General features: G+C 37.4%; 15 protein-coding genes. 4 read left to right on the top strand and 11 right to left on the bottom strand.

The features are described from left to right. Entirely contained in the window at window positions 1-657 is a 657-nt protein-coding gene (gene lolA / locus F1847_RS01720; protein WP_150071386.1) for an outer membrane lipoprotein chaperone LolA, read from the bottom strand. Beyond that, entirely contained in the window at window positions 596-2,689 is a 2,094-nt protein-coding gene (locus F1847_RS01715) for a DNA translocase FtsK 4TM domain-containing protein (RefSeq protein WP_240702822.1), read from the bottom strand. Before F1847_RS01715 ends, lolA begins: the two co-directional genes overlap by 62 nt. Window positions 2,690-2,812: 123 nt before the next feature. Here F1847_RS01715 and F1847_RS01710 point away from each other — a divergent pair, with 123 nt between their 5' ends. The 4 genes from F1847_RS01710 (at window position 2,813) to F1847_RS01695 (ending at window position 8,777) form a co-directional block, all read left to right on the top strand. Further along, window positions 2,813-3,964, top strand: a complete 1,152-nt coding sequence (locus F1847_RS01710; RefSeq protein WP_150071384.1) for a diguanylate cyclase — start codon at window positions 2,813-2,815, stop codon at window positions 3,962-3,964. Window positions 3,965-4,003: 39 nt separating this feature from the next. Continuing rightward, the gene (locus F1847_RS01705; RefSeq protein ID WP_150071383.1) at window positions 4,004-5,953 is read left to right on the top strand and encodes an aldehyde ferredoxin oxidoreductase N-terminal domain-containing protein; all 1,950 of its coding nucleotides are present in this window, start codon (window positions 4,004-4,006) and stop codon (window positions 5,951-5,953) included. A gap of 164 nt (window positions 5,954-6,117) precedes the next feature. Next, on the top strand, window positions 6,118-7,038 hold the full coding sequence (locus tag F1847_RS01700) for a hydrogenase small subunit (protein WP_150071382.1): 921 nt from the start codon (window positions 6,118-6,120) through the stop codon (window positions 7,036-7,038). Between the two features lie 41 nt (window positions 7,039-7,079). After that, on the top strand, window positions 7,080-8,777 hold the full coding sequence (locus tag F1847_RS01695) for a nickel-dependent hydrogenase large subunit (RefSeq protein WP_150071381.1): 1,698 nt from the start codon (window positions 7,080-7,082) through the stop codon (window positions 8,775-8,777). 89 nt (window positions 8,778-8,866) lie between these two features. On the opposite strand, the gene hypD is transcribed toward F1847_RS01695, so the two are convergent. The 9 genes from hypD to F1847_RS01650 form a co-directional block, all read right to left on the bottom strand. After that, entirely contained in the window at window positions 8,867-9,994 is a 1,128-nt protein-coding gene (gene hypD / locus F1847_RS01690; RefSeq protein ID WP_150071380.1) for a hydrogenase formation protein HypD, read from the bottom strand. Continuing rightward, window positions 9,957-10,196, bottom strand: a complete 240-nt coding sequence (locus F1847_RS01685; RefSeq protein ID WP_150071379.1) for a HypC/HybG/HupF family hydrogenase formation chaperone — start codon at window positions 10,194-10,196, stop codon at window positions 9,957-9,959. Before F1847_RS01685 ends, hypD begins: the two co-directional genes overlap by 38 nt. A gap of 2 nt (window positions 10,197-10,198) precedes the next feature. After that, a complete protein-coding gene (locus F1847_RS01680; RefSeq protein ID WP_150071378.1) occupies window positions 10,199-10,792 on the bottom strand; it encodes a CDP-alcohol phosphatidyltransferase family protein in 594 nt (197 codons plus the stop codon). Between the two features lie 65 nt (window positions 10,793-10,857). Beyond that, window positions 10,858-11,649: a ParA family protein gene (locus F1847_RS01675; protein WP_150071377.1), complete on the bottom strand. Its 792-nt coding sequence runs from the start codon at window positions 11,647-11,649 to the stop codon at window positions 10,858-10,860. Next, window positions 11,650-12,522: a UbiA-like polyprenyltransferase gene (locus F1847_RS01670; RefSeq protein WP_150071376.1), complete on the bottom strand. Its 873-nt coding sequence runs from the start codon at window positions 12,520-12,522 to the stop codon at window positions 11,650-11,652. Between the two features lie 16 nt (window positions 12,523-12,538). Continuing rightward, the gene (locus tag F1847_RS01665) at window positions 12,539-13,420 is read right to left on the bottom strand and encodes a YicC/YloC family endoribonuclease (protein ID WP_150071375.1); all 882 of its coding nucleotides are present in this window, start codon (window positions 13,418-13,420) and stop codon (window positions 12,539-12,541) included. Then, on the bottom strand, window positions 13,408-14,328 hold the full coding sequence (miaA, locus tag F1847_RS01660; protein ID WP_150071374.1) for a tRNA (adenosine(37)-N6)-dimethylallyltransferase MiaA: 921 nt from the start codon (window positions 14,326-14,328) through the stop codon (window positions 13,408-13,410). The genes F1847_RS01665 and miaA overlap by 13 nt, the downstream gene beginning before the upstream one ends. After that, window positions 14,325-16,013 carry a DNA mismatch repair endonuclease MutL gene (mutL, locus tag F1847_RS01655; protein ID WP_150071373.1) on the bottom strand — a complete coding sequence of 563 codons (1,689 nt, stop codon included), beginning with the start codon at window positions 16,011-16,013 and terminating at the stop codon, window positions 14,325-14,327. The genes miaA and mutL overlap by 4 nt, the downstream gene beginning before the upstream one ends. Then, a complete protein-coding gene (locus tag F1847_RS01650) occupies window positions 16,006-17,085 on the bottom strand; it encodes a PIN/TRAM domain-containing protein (RefSeq protein WP_150071372.1) in 1,080 nt (359 codons plus the stop codon). Before F1847_RS01650 ends, mutL begins: the two co-directional genes overlap by 8 nt.

Here is a 17,085-nt window from a genome sequence, read left to right as displayed (position 1 = left end):
TTATTGGGCTTGAGCGTTGATAATTTTTACCTCCTTAGAAGGTGAAAAATGAAAAAGGCTATCTTTTAAAGCCTGGTTATACTTTAAATTCTCAAGGATTACTCTTATAACCTCTCCCGAGGCATTGACAAAGCTAAACTCTTTAACCTCTCCAGATTCAGGGTTTACCACCAAGGAAATCCTTTTTACTTTAGGGTCGTTAACCACTGTTAAAAAGTTTATCTTCCAAAAATTATCAGCCAGAGTTTGAAAACTTTCAACCTTAAGGTCTGTCTTGATGTTACCTCTTCCTGTCATAAAACCAAGGGCTAATTTAGAACCAAGGGTTGTGCCTGAAGGATAGGCTAAAGCTTGCTTAGCCTCAGGATAATAAAAATAGATGGTGTTACCAGCTGAAATGATAAAGAGCTTTTGTGGGTTATGGTATTCCCAGCGAAATTTCCCAGACTTTTTAATCCAAAGTTTTCCTGAAGAAATCTCTTTTGGTCCTTGGGGAAAATAAGTTTCCTGAATGAAATCAGCCTGGATGGTCTGTATTTTTTGGTAAAAATCTTGGATGTGGTCTATAACCTCGTCTATAGTCTGTGCTTTAAGACTAAAGGGGTTTACGAGGACCGATAACAGGACGAGGACGAACCCCATCACTTGGACCAACAATCCCTTCCTCCTCCATACGTTCTACCAACCTTGCAGCTCGGTTGTATCCTATCTTAAGCTTCCTTTGAAGCATAGATACAGAAATTTTACCATATTGGTAGGCAATTTTCAAGGCAGATTCATAGAGTTTATCTTCTTCTTCAGACTCCACGTCTTCAAAAAAATCTAACCCTTCATCTTCTACGTCTTCTAAGTTGGCTAAATATTGAGGTTCTCCCATAGATTTGAGATAGTCTACCAGAAGTTTAACTTCCTCTTCCGAAACATAAGGACCATGAATTCTTTGAAGATAAGAGGACCCTGGAGGCATGAAAAGCATATCTCCTGCCCCTAAAAGTCTTTCTGCTCCTTGGGTGTCTAAGATAGTTCTTGAGTCTACCTTAGAAGTAACCTGAAAGGAAATCCTAGCTGGGAAGTTGACCTTGATTAATCCTGTGATTACGTCTACTGAAGGTCTTTGGGTGGCTACTAAAAGATGAATGCCTGCTGCTCTTGCCATCTGAGCCAGTCTGGTAAGTAAGGTCTCTACTTCTTTAGAAGATACCACCATAAGGTCTGCTAATTCATCGATTATCATCACCAAATAGGGGAGTTTTTCGTCAAACTGTTCGTTATAAGATTCAAGGTTTCTTGCCCCTACTTCTTCAAAAAGGGAATATCTTCTTTCCATCTCTCCAACCAACCATCTTAAGGCTTTAGTAGCCATCTTAGGCTCTAAAACTACAGGATGTAACAAATAAGGAATACCGTCATAAACCGAAAGTTCTATTCTTTTAGGGTCTATCATCAAAAATCTTACGTTCTCAGGGGTAGACTTGTAAATAAGACTTAAAATCACGCTATGTAAAAAAATGCTTTTACCAGACCCGGTGCTTCCTGCTATCAAAAGGTGAGGCATTTTTTTGAGGTCTGCTACCACAGGGTTTCCTGAAATGTCTTTTCCTAAGGCGATAGTCAGAGGAGACTTAGAATTGATAAAAGCCTCACTTTGCAAAATATCTTTAAGATAAACCCATTCTCTCTTAGGATTGGAAATTTCTATACCTATAACGCTTTTTCCTGGGATGGGCGCAACAATCCTTACACTTTTAGCAGAAAGTCCTAAAGCTAGGTCATCTACTAAGCTTTGTATCTTACTGATTTTAATCCCTGGGGCTGGCCTAAACTCAAACACCGTAATCACCGGACCTGGAGAAATTCCTACCACCTCTCCCTCTATCCCAAACTCCTTAAGCTTGGAAACCAAGATTAAGGCACGTTCTTTTAATTCTTCAGGCCTTACCCTGTAAGAAGAAAGAGGAGGTTCTTTAAGTAGGTCTATAGGTGGAGGAAGCTGTTTTTCTAACCCTTTTTCTTGTAGCTTTTCTTCTTTTTTACAAGACTTTTCTTTCATTTTGTTTTTTTTGATAAGAGACTTTTTTTCCAACCCTACAAATTTGTCTAACTCTTGAGAGTTTATCTCATACAACAAGAGATTTTCGTTCTTTTCTTCAAGTTTGGGTTGAAATTTTTGGCTTTCCTTTCTCTGAAAAACTTTCTGCAACCTTGATTTAATCCATGTCAAGTTAAAACCTATCACTATTAAAAAGGAGAGAACCAAAAAGCCAAGAGTTAGGATTAAAAAAAGAGGTTCTCCTATCAAGTATTTAAGATAAAAGTAAAACTCCCCTAAAAACCCGCCGTTTAAAGGGAACCGACCCAAAACTAAGAAATTTTGAGCCCCTAATAGGCTTAAGGTATAGCCAGTCAACATACAAAGAGATATTACCAGCAAAGAAAAACTTAAAATTAGCCTTTTACCAGAAACCCCCGTCAATTTCAAGAAAAAACCAAAGATTAAAAAAAGAGGTATCAAAAGGCTAACTATCCCAAAGAGAAAATAAAAAACAGAGGCTACGTAAGCCCCTAAAAGACCGGCAAAGTTGTTTACTTCTGTTGCCCCTGAAACCCCTATTCCTGGATCATAAGGATTGTAAGAATAGACCGCTACCAACAAAAAAAGACAAAAACTTAAAAATAAAAGATATCCCAAAAAAAACTTTTTTGAAATCAATTTTTAAACTTTTAACCAAGTTTTATACATAAAATCAGCACTTGACAAAAATTTGTTTAAATTATAACATAACTTTTATTAAAAACCTACAGGCTTTTTTTAATGAAATACCGTATCGCTGGTTATATTTCAGAAAAGTTTTTAAGTTCTAAATCTCAGATATTTTTTATTTTGATCAGTGTTTCTATCCTTTTAGCCCTTTTAGTAGGATGGATATCAGCTCGTTGTTCTTATCATAATGTCTTAGAAGTAGCCATTTCTCACGTTGAAAAAGACCTAAAAATGTTTGAAAACTTATTAAACCTAAAGTATCCTGGAGAATGGAAGGCAGTGGACGGCAAGTTATATAAAGGTATATTTTTAGTCAATGAAAACTTTGAGATGGTAGACTTTTTTGAACGGATAACCGGAAATACCGCTACGATCTTTTTAGGTGATACCAGGGTTACCACCACCATAAGAGATGAAATTGGGGCCCGCATCATAGGAACCAAGGTAAGTCTTCCTGTGGCCCAAAGGGTCTTAGTTCAAGGGAAAGAATACTATGGTGTTGCAGACATCTTAGGGGAAAAATACGTTACAGCCTATAAACCTATCAAAGACCCTTCAGGTAAAATTATAGGTATTCTTTATACAGGAATACCGCTTGCAAAGTTTGAACCACTTAAACATAAATTTTACTTAACCATACTTACCCCTTATCTCATTTTATTAATCCTTTTTATTTTCAACGTATTGATAATTTTCTTTTGGGCACGTGCGGTCAACCTTTCTATCATAGACCCTCTTACCAGAGTTTATAACCGAAGATATGAAATTCACAGGTTAAAGCAGGAGATTTTAAAAAGACAAGCCAAAAAAGACTATCAGTTTTCTTTAATTCTTATAGACCTTGATGACTTTAAACAAATTAACGACATCTACGGACATACAGAAGGAGATAGAGTCTTAAAAGAATTTGCAGAATTGATAAAACAAAGGATAAGAAATCAGGATGTTTTTGGCAGATGGGGAGGTGAGGAATTTCTCCTCCTTTGTCCAGAAACCCCCTTAGAAGGTGCTAAGACCCTGGCTGAAATCCTAAGACAGCTTATCGCAAACCACACCTTTGGCGAAAACAAGCTTAAAATAACCGCTTCTTTTGGGGTTACCTCTTATAATGAAGGTGATGACTTAGAAACCATTTTAAACAGACTTGATAAAGCTTTATATCAAGGTAAAATCAAAGGTAAAAACTGCGTCGTAACGTTTTAGTTTTCTTTTACCAACCCAAACTTATTAGAGGTTTTTAAAATGAATGATTATAAAGTCCTCTGGATAGATGCAAACACCAAGACCTGGAAGGTCAAAGAATATCCTATACCTCCTTATTTAGGGCCCGTAGACATAGGGGTTAAAATCCATCTAGAGGAGTTAGAAAGCTTTAAAGAAGAGGTTTTTTCAGGGACTAACGTACTGTTTTTAGGGGCTGGTCCTTTTGCTGGAGGCAAACTCTTTGGATCCCATAGGTTGGTAGCTGTTTTTAGGAGTCCGGAAAGCCTCGGACTTCATGTCTCAGAGATGGGAGGTGTAGCTTATAAGTTTATCAGGTCTGGAGTAAATGGGTTTGCTATTTTTGGAAAAAGTTCTAAGCCTCTTTTAATCTTTGTAGAAGGAGGTCCTGAAGGCATAAAGGTAAGGTTTGAATACATAGAAAAAGAAAAACTTTACGAAGTTTATGCTAATTATCAAGGGTACAAGGGGGCTTATGCTCTTACCAAATACTTATTAGACACCTATACAGATTTTTTTGTCAAAAACCGAGCAAGAGCGGTCTTAGTAGGAGAAGGGGCATTTTCTACTAAACTTGGGGCCTTGGTATCAATAGACGTAAACCCTGAAAAAAGGGAATTGATCCAAGGAAGTGAAGACTTTGCAGGAAGGGCAGGTCCAGGTTCAGTATTAGCCCAAGCCCATGGGGTAGTAGGGCTGATAGTAGGAGGGACGGTTAATGTAAAGGTCCCTGAGATTTTTGGAGATTTAAATAAATTTAAGGAATTTTTTCAAAGGATTACCTCAAGAGACTATCTTTCAGCCGTTAATTCTGCTACTTTAAAGTATAGGTTTGACCCCAAGATCGGAGCAGGAGGCACTTTTGGGGCTAACTATCCCTATTATAAAGAATGGTTGCCCACCTTTTGTTTTAACAGTATCTATCTTAAAAGAGAGTTTCGTAAAAAAATAGCTGAGCTTATAATCTCTCATTATTGGGAACCCTTTAAAGAACTAACCTTTGAACAAGCTAAAACCTGGAAAACCTGCGGGGAACCTTGTCCAGTAGCCTGTAAAAAAGTCTGGAAAGGGAAAAAGGTTGACTACGAACCTTTTCAGGGTATAGGCCCTTTAATAGGGGTTTTTAACTTAGATTTAGCCTCAACCCTGGTTGACCTAATAGATCAAAAAGGGCTTGACGCTATAGAAGCAGGACATATCGTTATGTTTCTGTTAGAGGCTGTCCAAAAAGGTCTTTTAACCTGCGAAGAGGTAGGGATTTCTGAACCGCCTTGTTTAGACCCTTTCAAACTAAACCCTAAGGCCTGGGAGGTTAACGGAAAATTAGCCCTTGAGATTATCGAAGGTTTAGTTAGCCACAAAAATAAAATTCTTTCTCTTATCGCAGAAAAAGGACTAAGACAGGCAGTAGCACATTTAGAAACTCTTTACGAAGAGAGGATAGTTTCTATAGGGATTTCTTTTAAAAATTTAACCCTTTATCAGCCTTACGGAGAACAAGGCTATATGACCCCAAACTTCTATTGGACTAAAGGCTTTCTTATTCCCATCTTTATCACCGGAAAATACTGGACAGACTATTGTCTCGCCTTTACCTCTCCAGAGGAGTTTGCTAAACAAGTTTATCAGAGAGCCATTAAAGAACTTGAGATCTCTAACGCTGGTTTTTGTAGATTTCATAGAGGTTGGTCAGAAACCCTTATTCCAGCCCTTTATCAACAAATAGATATACCTGATTATGAAGAAAAAATAAAAAAAATCTACCAAAACATAGCCCTTTACAGTCTTAAAGCTAAAAACTTACCCCAACCTTTAGAAAGCGAAAAAGCCATTGACATCTTTTGTACCTTAGCAGAGGAGTTAAGCCTTTCTAAATGGTATACCAAGTTTACTAAAAATAAAAAAAGAGCCTATTTGGAATGGTTTGAACGATTTTATCTTACCTACCTCTCTTTAATAGGGATTACTTAAAAACTTAAAAACTTAAGAAATCTTAAAAATTTTATTAAAAAACTTTTGTTAAATTTAAATTATCTTGCTTATTAATCAAAAAACTTAGCAAGTTAAAGTTGACTTTTTTCGCAAATTAATATACTCTTATATCTTATAAGATATTAAAAAATGGAGGTATGCGTATGTTTAACTTTAAAGAACTTAGTAGAAGGGATTTTTTAAAGATATGTACTGTAGTTACCGCTACTATGGGTCTTCCTGTTTCTATGGTAGAAAAAGTAGAGGCTGCCCTTAAAAAAGGTCCTAAGCCCACGGTGGTATGGCTTCATTTTATGGAATGCACCGGATGTACTGAATCACTTCTCAGGTCTTCTCATCCACCTTTAGCAAGATTTTTGCTTGATATAGTTAACCTTGAGTATCACGAAACTTTAATGCCAGCAGCAGGTCATCAAGCAGAAGAGGTGCTTCATGAAACCATTAAAACTTATAAAGGAGAATACATCTGTGTAGTAGAAGGTGCGGTATCTACCAAAGATGGTGGTATCTACTGTAAAATAGCCGGAAAACCTGCTATCGAAATCTTAAAAGAAGTAGCCAAAGATGCTAAATTAGTAATCAACATGGGGACTTGTGCTGCCTTTGGTGGGGTTCAAGCCGCTAAACCTAACCCAACCGGAGCGGTAGGTGTTCCAGAGGTAATCGGTAACGAAAAGGTAATCAACATTCCTGGTTGTCCTCCTAATCCTTACAATTTCTTTGCTACCATTAGTTATATTCTTACATTTGGTAAACTTCCTGAACTTGATAAAATGAGAAGACCTAAGTTTGCTTATGGAAGACTTATCCACGATCATTGTGAGAGAAGGCCACATTTCGATGAAGGCCGTTTTGCTGAGGCCTTTGGAGATGAAGGGCACAAACAAGGTTATTGTCTTTATAAAGTTGGATGCAGAGGTCCTATCACCTATGCTAACTGTAGTGTTATCAAGTTCTGTGATGTAGGTGCTTGGCCGGTTGGAGCAGGTCATGGATGTATAGGTTGTGTAGAGCCCAACTTCTGGGATGAGATGAGTCCATTTTACAAGCCTATCATGGAATAATCAAACTGAACATAAAATAGACTAAATAAGGAGGTTAAAGTATGGCTAAGAAGATTACCATAGACCCAATAACTAGAATAGAAGGGCATTTAAGAATAGACGTAGAGGTAGACGGAGGAAAGGTGGTAAATGCCTGGTCTTCTGGTCAGATGTGGAGAGGTATAGAAGTTATACTTAAAGGTAGAGACCCAAGAGATGCCTGGGCTTTTACCCAGAGATTTTGCGGAGTATGTACCACTGTTCATGCTATGGCTTCTGTTAGAGCTGTGGAAAACGCTTTAGGGATGGAAATTCCCTTAAACGCCCAGTATGTAAGGAATATCATACTTTGTGCCCATGCTTTACACGATCATATGGTGCATTTTTACCACTTATCAGCCCTTGATTGGGTAGACATCGTTTCTGCTTTGCAGGCTGACCCTAAAAAAACCGCTGAACTTGCTCAGAGCATCTCTCCATGGGAAGGAAACTCTGTTACCTATTTTAAAAAGGTAAAAGATACCCTTAAAAAATTTGTAGAAAGAGGGCAGATCGGACCTTTTACCAACGGATATTGGGGACATCCTCAGATGAAGCTTCCTCCTGAGGTAAACCTACTTGCTGTAGCCCATTACCTTACAGCCTTAGACTACCAATTTGAGGCTAATAAGGTGGTAGCCATCTTTGGTGCTAAAACTCCTCATATTCAGACTTTAGTGGTAGGTGGAGTAGCCTTAGCCATAAATCCTGACAACTTAGCCACTCTTAACGCAGAAAGATTAGACTTTGCCCGCGAATTGCTTATGAAGGTAAAAACCTTTATTCAAGAAGTTTACCTTAATGATGTAATCGCCATCGGTTGTCTCTATAAAGATTGGTTTAAGATTGGAAGAGGAGTTGATAATTACTTAGCAGTTCCTGACCTTCCTCTTGACACCAAAGGTACGGTGTTTGACCTTCCTGGTGGAACCATCTTTAACGGTAACTTAGCTACTTACACCCCGATTAAAAGCTTTAATGATCCCTATTTCAGAGATAACGTCACTGAAAGTGTTGCTTATTCTTGGTACAAAGATACTGGACCAAGACATCCTTGGCAGGGTGAAACCGTTCCTAATTACACTGACTTTAACCCTAACGGTAAATACAGCTGGTCTAAGGCTCCTCGTTTTAAAGGAGAACCTATGCAGGTCGGGCCTTTGGCTCAAGTATTGGTGGGTATTGCTTGTAAACATGAACTAACGATGAAATGGGTAAACTATGCAGTAGAAAAGGCTAAAGCCTTAGGGGTTAACTTAACGGTTGATGACCTCCACTCTACGATGGGAAGACACTTAGCCAGAGCTATCAGGGCTGCCATGTTGGCTGATCTTGCCTTGAAACATCTTAACCTCCTTGAGAAAAACATCGCTAAAGGAGACTATGCCATTTGGAATAAAGTTGAATTTCCTGCTAAAGAAATCAAAGGCGTAGGTTTTCACGAAGCCCCAAGAGGTACCCTTTCTCACTGGGTAGTCATAGAAAAAGGGAAAATTAAAAACTATCAAGCAGTAGTACCTTCTACCTGGAACATGAGCCCAAGATGTGAAAAAGGTAAAAGAGGACCTTATGAAGAAAGCTTGATCAACAATCCGATAGTCGACCCTGAAAAACCTCTTGAGGTATTAAGAACCATCCATTCCTTTGACCCCTGTATTGCCTGTGCTGTTCATCTGTTAGACGCAAAAGGTAAAGAGATTAAAAGAGTAAAGGTCCTCTAATATAAAAACTTTTAGCCTAAAAAAGGGGCCTCGTTTGAGGCCCCTTTTTTATTATTCATTTCTTCTTAATCCTTTAAAGTAAGAGCTTTCTAAGAAATCTTTCTGTACTTAAAATAAGCTAAGCAAGCACCTTCTGAAGAGACCATACAAGGACCTACAGGATTTTGAGGGGTGCAGGCTTTACCAAAAAGTTTACAATCAGTAGGTTTATTAAGCCCTTTTATAACCTTTCCGCATAAACACTGAGGATGTTCTTTAGAAATAGAAAGGTCTATTTTAAAAACCCTTTCTCCGTCTAAAGTTTCATATTTAGGGGCTATGGCATAGGCGCTGTTAGGTATCTCCCCCAATCCTCTCCAAGGGAAAAAGTCCCTTATTACAAAAACCTCTTTTAAAAGCTCTTGGGCCTTAAGGTTGCCTTGTTGGTCAACCGAACGGGTATACTGAATTTCTACCTCACAACGCCCTTCTCTCTTTTGTTTAGCTATTAAATAAACCGCCTGAAGCAGGTCTAAAGGTTCAAACCCTGAAACCACAATAGGGGTTCCGTATTTCTGGACTATCGGTTGATAAACTTTAGTACCGGTGATGGTGCTTACATGTCCTGGACCGATAAAGGCCTCTATAAAAGGTTTTTCTTCGCTTTTTAGAAGATAATCAAGCACTTCTATCGCTAAGATATGGTTTGAGACCACCCAAAGGTTTGAAATTCCTAATTGATAGGCTTGTTTAATAAGGACTGCGGTATGGGGAGCAGTGGTCTCAAAACCTATCGCAAAAAACACCACCTTTTTCCCAGGAAATTCCTGAGCTATTTTGATAGCCTCTAAACATGAAGAAACCGGACGTACATCATAGCCTTCAGCCCTTAAGTTTAAAAGGCTGGTTCTTTTTGACCCAGGTACCCGCATCAAATCCCCATAAGTGCAAAGGATGACCCCTGGAAGCTTAGCCAACTCTATGGCTAAATCTACCCTTTCTAAAGCGGTTACACAAACAGGGCATCCAGGCCCGTGTAAAAAGTTTACATAGCCTTTTAATAGTTCGTCTAACCCATTTTTTAAGATAACGTGAGTATGGCCTCCGCAAAATTCCATGATGTTTATAGGCCTTCCTATTGCCTCTACTTCTTTTTTGATAAGCTCAGCTAAAAGCTTTACCCTCTGAGGGTCTTTAAAACTATTCCACGTTTGGTTGAGTGAGCCTAAGTATTTCATCCCAGTACCTCAAACTTTCTTGGGCTTCTTCTTCACTAAGTCGTTTGATGGCAAAACCTACATGCACAAGCACCCAATCTCCTTCTTTCACTTTTTCTGGAAGAAGATGTAGGGCAACCTCGGTTTTTACCCCCTGCACCTCGGCTATGGCTGTCCACTCGTCTTTTACTTCCACAATCCTATAAGGATAGGCCAAACACATCTTTAACCCCTCTTTTGGTTTTTATACACATATAAAATCCTTTGCAAAGCTGTTAAATGCGTAAAAACTGAAATAACCACTAAAAATAAGGTTATTAGGTCAAAAAGCAGGGCTATGATTAAAAAAGCAATCCTTTCAAACCGTGTAAACATCCCGATTTTACATTCGAAACCTGCGCCTTCGGCTCTAGCTCGTGTATAACTTACCATCAAAGACCCTGTAATTCCTAAAAAACTTAAAAGTGCTTGATAAGGCTGATTATAAGCGATAAAATAATAACAAAGGCTAAAAAAAACAAAAATCTCACCATATCTATCTAAGGTAGAATCTAAAAAAGCCCCAAAAGAGGAAACCTTATTGCTAAACCTGGCTAAAGCCCCATCTAAAGCATCAAGAGGGGCAAAGAGAATTAACAACACCCCTGCGATAAAAAACTCTCCATAGGCTATAAAAAGAGAACTTAAAACAAAACCAAAGAAACAAAGAAGGGTAATAACGTTGGGATGAACGTTAAGTCCAGAAAGAAATTTAACTGTTGGAAGTAAAATGGGTTGAGCTAAATTTCTGGCAGTTTCACTTAGGTTTATTTTTGACATAACTTACCTTTATTTCGTTTGTTTTATATTATTTCACAAACTTAGAAATCTTCAATAGCAAAAACTTATCCTAAACCTTCTCTTTCTTTTATCCGACTAAGAAATTCTAAGGCTAAATCTTGGAAGGCAAGAGATACCCTATTTTGTCTGTCATAATCTAACACAGGTTTTCCAAAACTTTGAGCCTCGCTAACTTTTACACTTCTAGGGATCTTGGTCTTAAAAATAATCCACTTAAAATGCTTTTCTGCCTCTTCTGCTATCTCGTGAGAAAGACGGTTCCTACTGTCATACATCGTCAAAACCAAACCAAAAAGCACCAAGTTCGGATTTAAACTTTTTTTAATTCCTTTTATCGTTCTAACCAATAAAGAAAGCCCTTCCAAGGCATAGTATTCACACTGAAGAGGTATAACTACACCTTCTGAAGCAGTAAGGATGTTAACGGTAATCAAACCAAGAGAAGGAGGAGAATCGATAAAAATAAAATCAAAAAAACTTTTTATAGGTTGATGGTTATAATTTCCTTTTTCTAACAACTCTTTAAGCACATATTCTCTTTTAGAATAGCCTACTAACTCTATTTCTAAGCCTACAAGGTCTATAGAAGAAGGCAAAAGATAAAGTTCAGGGAAAGGCTGTTTAATAAAAGGGGTTGGGTCTCCTTCCACGATAGCTTGATAGATACTTTGCTCTTTTTTAACCCTAATCCCAAGACCACTTGAAGCATTAGCCTGAGGGTCAAAATCTACTACTAAAACCTTAAAGCCTTTTAGGCTTAAAGCCCTGGCAAGGTTAACACATACCGTAGTTTTACCCACTCCGCCTTTTTGGTTGATAAAAGCCAATGTTTTCATCTAATACCTAAAAAAACTAAAGTACAATTCGTTTAGTAAAACAACCAGTAAAAACACGAAACTGATAAACCCATTTACCGTAAAAAAGGCTTTATTTAACTTAGAAAGGTCCTTTTCGGTTATCAACCTGTGTTCGTATACCAAAAACAGGGTTATCAAAAAAAGCCCTAAATAGTAAACCCAAGTAATTTTAGGATAGACCAACCCTACAAAAACCAAAGCCAAAAAAGTAATCACGTGAAAAAGTCTTGCTATACGTAAGGCTTTAGGTATTCCAAACCTTACTGGAATAGATTTAAGCCCTATTTTTTTATCAAACTCATAGTCTTGAAGGCTGTAAAGCACGTCAAAACCTGATACCCAAGAACCCATCGCTATCCCTAACAGAATCGCAAGTTGAGAAATCTTCTCATTTAAAGCAACGTCTATGGCTATTGGAATAAGAAAATAAACCACCCCTAAGACCAAATGAGGAAAATAGGTTATCCTTTTAGCATAGGGATAAAACCATAGAAAAAAAATTACCACCGGGCTTAAGACTAAAGCCAAAAAGTTGATAGCATAACAACTTATCACAAAAACCGTACCACTAAAAAATATAAGAAGTTTTATCTCCCAGTCCTTTACCAGCCCACTTGCATGGGGCCAGACTTTGGTTCTGGGGTTTTTTTCATCAAAGGGTTTGTCTATCAAACGGTTTAAAGCCATACCAAGGGTTCTGGCTGCTATCATCGCTACCAAAATAAAAACTATTTTCCTAAACGGTGGAAACTCTTGATAAAGCAAAAACAAACTTGCCAAACCAAAAGGAAGGGCAAAAACGGTATGTTCAAACTTTAAAAGGTCTGAATAAACCTTAAGTCTTTCTAACAACCTTAACCTCCTGTTTTTAGGCTATGTTTTGCACCTGTTCTCTTAATTTTTCTATCAAATCTTTTATTCTTACTGCTATTAAAGATACCTCAGAAGACTGAGCCTTGTTAGACAAAGTATTAACCTCTCTAAACATCTCTTGGCATAAAAAATCCAGTTTTTTCCCCGGAAAATCTTCTTCTAAAGTTTCTTCAAAATGCTTAAGATGGACCTTTAAACGATTTAGTTCTTCAGTAAAATCCATTTTATCAAGAAGATAAACCATTTCCTGATAAAACCGGTTTTCGTCTAACTCTTTAATCTTAACCTCTTCTGCCAGTTTTTGTAGTCGATTTTTTAACTTTTCGAGGTTTTCTTTGGTCACTTGAGGCATCAAGACTTCTATCTTATCTACCTCTTTTTTTAAGCATTCTAAATGAGATTTTAACACCTCTTTTAAATAGGCACCTTCTTTTAACCTCGCGGTTTTAAGTTGTTCTAAAGCTTCTTTAAGGGGTGGATAGACCTCTTCCCAAAGTTTATCAAGTTCCTCTTCTTTGTCTTCTAACATAAGATATTCTCTAAACCTTAAAAAATCGGAAAAAGTTAATCCTTCTGAAAATCCCAAAGTTTTCCTTAGATTTTCTAAAGCCTCTTTAAGGTTTAACGCTGTCTGCAGGTCTAAAAAAACCTCTCTTCCTTCTAACGGAAGTCCTGTATGTTTTATCTGTATTTCCACCTTTCCTCGAGAAAGACGTTCTACCACCGTTTTTCGTATCCTTTCTTCTAAAAAAGTATATCTTTTAGGGAGTTTTAGAGAAAGGTCTAAATACTTAGAGTTTACACTTTTTATATAAACGGTAACCTTAAGTCCTTCTATTTGAAAACTTGCTTTACCAAAACCTGTCATGCTTTCCATGATAGCCTCTCCCTTACCCAAATTAGAATCCTTTCTTTTTCTTCTGGAGAAAACCAAAATACATCCGGTTCTTTTTTAAACCAAGTAATCTGTCTCTTAGCATACCGCCTGGTATCTCTTTGAATAAGAGCTATAGCTTCATCTAAGCTAAGTTCCCCTTCTAAATATCTTACTAAATATCCATAACCTATAGCCTTAAAAACCTTTAAATAAGGTCCAAAACCTTTTGATAAAAGCCTCTTTACCTCCTCTATCCAACCTACCTCTATCATCTTAAGAACCCGTTGATTTATCCTTTGATAAAGTTCTTTTCTTGATAAAATCAAACCGATTTTAAAAAAATTATATCGTTTTTTTTTGAAAAAAGGGTGTTCTTTATGAAAAAAAGAAAAAGGTTTTCCGGTAGTATAGATAACCTCCATTGCTCTTGTAATCCTTACTTTATCTCTACAAGAAATCTTGTCTGCATATTCTGGGTCAAGGTTCTTTAGCTCTTGATATAATCCCTCTAAATCTTTTTCTGCTCTTTTCATTACCTTTGCTCTTATCTCTTCTGGTATCTCTAAAGGAAACAAACCATATTCTAAAGCCCTAAGATAAAGCCCCGTGCCTCCAACTAAAATAGGAAGTTTATTTCTTCCTAAAACCTCGGCGATGGTTTGGTCGGCTAACTCTACAAACTTAGCAGCGTTAAATTCCTCTTCTAAGTTTAAAATATCGTAAAGATGATGAGGGACCTCTTTCTTTTCCTGTTCAGTAGGTTTTGCTGTACCTATGTTTAAATCTTTATAAAATTGAAGGGAGTCAAAGTTTATAATTTCCCCTTCTAAATGCTTAGCTAAAAACAAAGCCACCTCAGACTTACCTACCCCAGTGGGACCTAAAATTACCAAACCTTGAGGCTTCATACCTTACGTCTTAACCTTTTTTCTATTTCATAAGCTTCGATTACCCAGTAAAGCGGTCGCCCATGAGGGCATGTCTGAACCTTTTTTTCAAAAAAAACTTCTAATAACTCATAGACTTCGTTTTCAGAAAGAAAATCCCCTTTTTTTCTGGCAAGCCTACAGGCATAACCTGCTAAAACCTCCTTAAGTAAAACCTTAGGGTCTAAAAAACCTCCCTCTAAGAGTTCTTCTAAAAGCTCCCTTACATCCTCCTTAAAAACTGTAGGCACTTTTGTTAAAAAAACCTTCTCTTCTGAAACCTCAAAACCAAACCCTATTTCTTCTAATACCTTACGCTGGTTTTGAAAGTTAACAAACCCATCGGGACTTAACCTTAAAGGTAAGGAGAAAAGGCAGCTCTGTGAACCCCCTTTTTTATATTTTTCCCTTAGTTCTTCAAAAATCAATCTTTCTGAGAGGGCATGCTGGTCTATCAAGTAAAGTTTATCTTCCTTTTCTACCAAAAAATAGGTCTGCTGAAAGGTACCTAAGTATTTAAAATCCCTGGATCTAAAGGTAGATAAGTTGAGCTCCCGAAAAGTAGAACCTTCTTTTCTTGGATAGAAGATTGTTTTTGAGCATTCTGTATAATCTAAAGGGAGGTCCTCTTTTACTTTTAAACCCTCTTCCGAAAAAGTAGGGCGGTAAAAGGTCTTTTTTTCCGCAAAAATTTTTTCTAAAGCTAAAGCTAAAAGATGGTGCAAGGCTCTTTCATCCTTAAACCTTACTTCCCATTTAGCAGGGTGGACGTTTACATCCACCAAATGATAAGGAACCTTTATCGAAACCACCCCTGCCGGGAAACCAAGATTACCATAAAAAGGTTTGAAGGCATTGATAAGCATCTTAACCAACTTTTCATCCTTTATCCATCTTTGGTTAACAAAAACCCAAAGGTATCTCGTATGAGGAAGGGTATAGGAGGTATCGGTAAGAGTTAGTTCTACCACATAAGGTGGGTTTTCTAACCTAATCTCTTGAAAATGTTTTTGCTCAATTCCTGTAATTTTTTGCAAAAGACCTATTAATGAACCTCCTTCCCAAGAAAAAAGCACCTTTTCTTTTTCATCTTGGATTTTAAGTTCAAACTTAAGTTCTGGATGAGAAAGACAAAGGCCTTTAAATACCTCTAATACCTTAAGGGTTTCTGTGCGAGGAGACTTTAAAAAAGCTTTTCTGGCAGGTAGATTAAAGAAGAGGTCTTTTACCACCACCAAGGTCCCCTTTTTTAAAGGAACCGGTTTAATTCCTACCTCTTTTCCAGCCTCTATTTCTATTTGGTAAGCTATCTCCTGCCCTTCTCTTAGGCTTGCAATATTCATTCTTGAAACTTGAGCAATGCTAGCAAGGGCCTCACCTCTAAATCCATAGGTTACTACCCTAAAAATATCAGCCAGGTTTTTTATTTTACTGGTAGCAAAGTGATGGTAACAAACCTTTAGGTCTTCTAAATCCATCCCTTCTCCGTCGTCATAAACCGCAATCTCTCTTAAACCACCTTCTTTAAGCACTACTCGGATGTAAGAAGCTTGGGCATCAAAGGAGTTTTCTACCAACTCTTTTACTACAGAAGCCGGTCTTTCTACCACTTCTCCGGCTGCAATCTTTCCCCTTATTTCTTCTGGCAAAATTGAGATCTTAGGCATATCTTTTGATTTGAGCAAAGATTATTCTTCCACTTGAAGAATGTAAAAGATGGGTTACTACTACTTCTACTTCCTTTCCTATAAAAGGCCTTCCGTTTTCTATCACCACCATACTTCCGTCTTCAAGATAACCTACACCTTGCCCTTTCTCTTTACCTTCTTTTACTACTTGAACCTTAAGTATCTCTCCTGGATGAACCGGCAGTTTAAGAGCCAAAAACAAGTCGTTTATGTTAAGGACTTCTACTTTTTCTAACTGACAAACCTTATTCAAATTATAGTCAGTAGTAATCAACTTTGCCCCTGTTTCTTTACAAAACTTGATAAGCTTTTCGTCGGTAGGTCCTTTAGGATAATTAGTTTCCACAATCTTAAGGTCTACCTTAGATAGTTTTTTTAATTCATTTAATAGGTCTAAAGCCCTTTGTCCTCTTTCTCTTTTTATAGGTTCTGTGCTATCTGCTAAAAACTGGATCTCCTCTAAAATAAACTTAGGAATTACCACCGTTCCTTCAATCCAACCTACCTTAGCAATATCTACTATCCTTCCGTCTATAATGGCACTAGTATCAAGCACCTTAAGGTTTTCTTTAGAAAAATCTTTGAATGCGTCTTTTTTAGAAAGTTTTTTAGAAACCGTAGAAATCGGAGTAAGAGCCTTGGCAAGTAGTTTATCTAAAGTTTTCTCTATCATATCTGAGACTTTTAATTCTTGAAACTTTTTTCCCCCAAGAACGAGACCTAAATATCCTAACCCTAACATACTCATGATGTAAAGAAAGATTTCCCAAACAGTATTGCCTAACACTTGATTAAAAACAGAAGAAATAAGCCTTGCAACCCCCAACCCTACCAACAAACCGATAGAACTACCCAAAAGCTGCAAAAAAGGAAGGTCCTTTATTTTTTTTTCGATAAAGACTACCAACAACCCCAAAAACAAACCGGCTGCACCTCCTAAAGCTGGGAAAAAATAACCTTTATCAGGATAAAAATAAAACAAAATGCCTCCCCCAAAAACCGTACAAACTAATATAAACAAAAACTGGAAAAAATGCTTACTGCCAAGCAT

The sequence above is a fragment of the Thermodesulfobacterium sp. TA1 genome (assembly GCF_008630935.1).
Taxonomy (GTDB): Bacteria; Desulfobacterota; Thermodesulfobacteria; order Thermodesulfobacteriales; family Thermodesulfobacteriaceae; genus Thermodesulfobacterium.
Note: the sequence above shows the minus strand (reverse complement) of the source record. Positions and strands in the feature narration are given on the sequence as shown.

Bases quoted from the DNA above. Each gene is read 5' to 3' on its own strand.
- miaA (WP_150071374.1), bottom strand. From the start codon at position 14,328: ATGAAGCCTCAAGGTTTGGTAATTTTAGGTCCCACTGGGGTAGGTAAG.
- F1847_RS01650 (WP_150071372.1), bottom strand. From the start codon at position 17,085: ATGCTTGGCAGTAAGCATTTTTTCCAGTTTTTGTTTATATTAGTTTGT.
- F1847_RS01700 (WP_150071382.1), top strand. From the start codon at position 6,118: ATGTTTAACTTTAAAGAACTTAGTAGAAGGGATTTTTTAAAGATATGT.
- F1847_RS01675 (WP_150071377.1), bottom strand. From the start codon at position 11,649: ATGAAAACATTGGCTTTTATCAACCAAAAAGGCGGAGTGGGTAAAACT.
- hypD (WP_150071380.1), bottom strand. From the start codon at position 9,994: ATGAAATACTTAGGCTCACTCAACCAAACGTGGAATAGTTTTAAAGAC.
- F1847_RS01705 (WP_150071383.1), top strand. From the start codon at position 4,004: ATGAATGATTATAAAGTCCTCTGGATAGATGCAAACACCAAGACCTGG.
- F1847_RS01665 (WP_150071375.1), bottom strand. From the start codon at position 13,420: ATGGAAAGCATGACAGGTTTTGGTAAAGCAAGTTTTCAAATAGAAGGA.
- mutL (WP_150071373.1), bottom strand. From the start codon at position 16,013: ATGCCTAAGATCTCAATTTTGCCAGAAGAAATAAGGGGAAAGATTGCA.
- F1847_RS01680 (WP_150071378.1), bottom strand. From the start codon at position 10,792: ATGTCAAAAATAAACCTAAGTGAAACTGCCAGAAATTTAGCTCAACCC.
- F1847_RS01685 (WP_150071379.1), bottom strand. From the start codon at position 10,196: ATGTGTTTGGCCTATCCTTATAGGATTGTGGAAGTAAAAGACGAGTGG.
- F1847_RS01710 (WP_150071384.1), top strand. From the start codon at position 2,813: ATGAAATACCGTATCGCTGGTTATATTTCAGAAAAGTTTTTAAGTTCT.
- F1847_RS01695 (WP_150071381.1), top strand. From the start codon at position 7,080: ATGGCTAAGAAGATTACCATAGACCCAATAACTAGAATAGAAGGGCAT.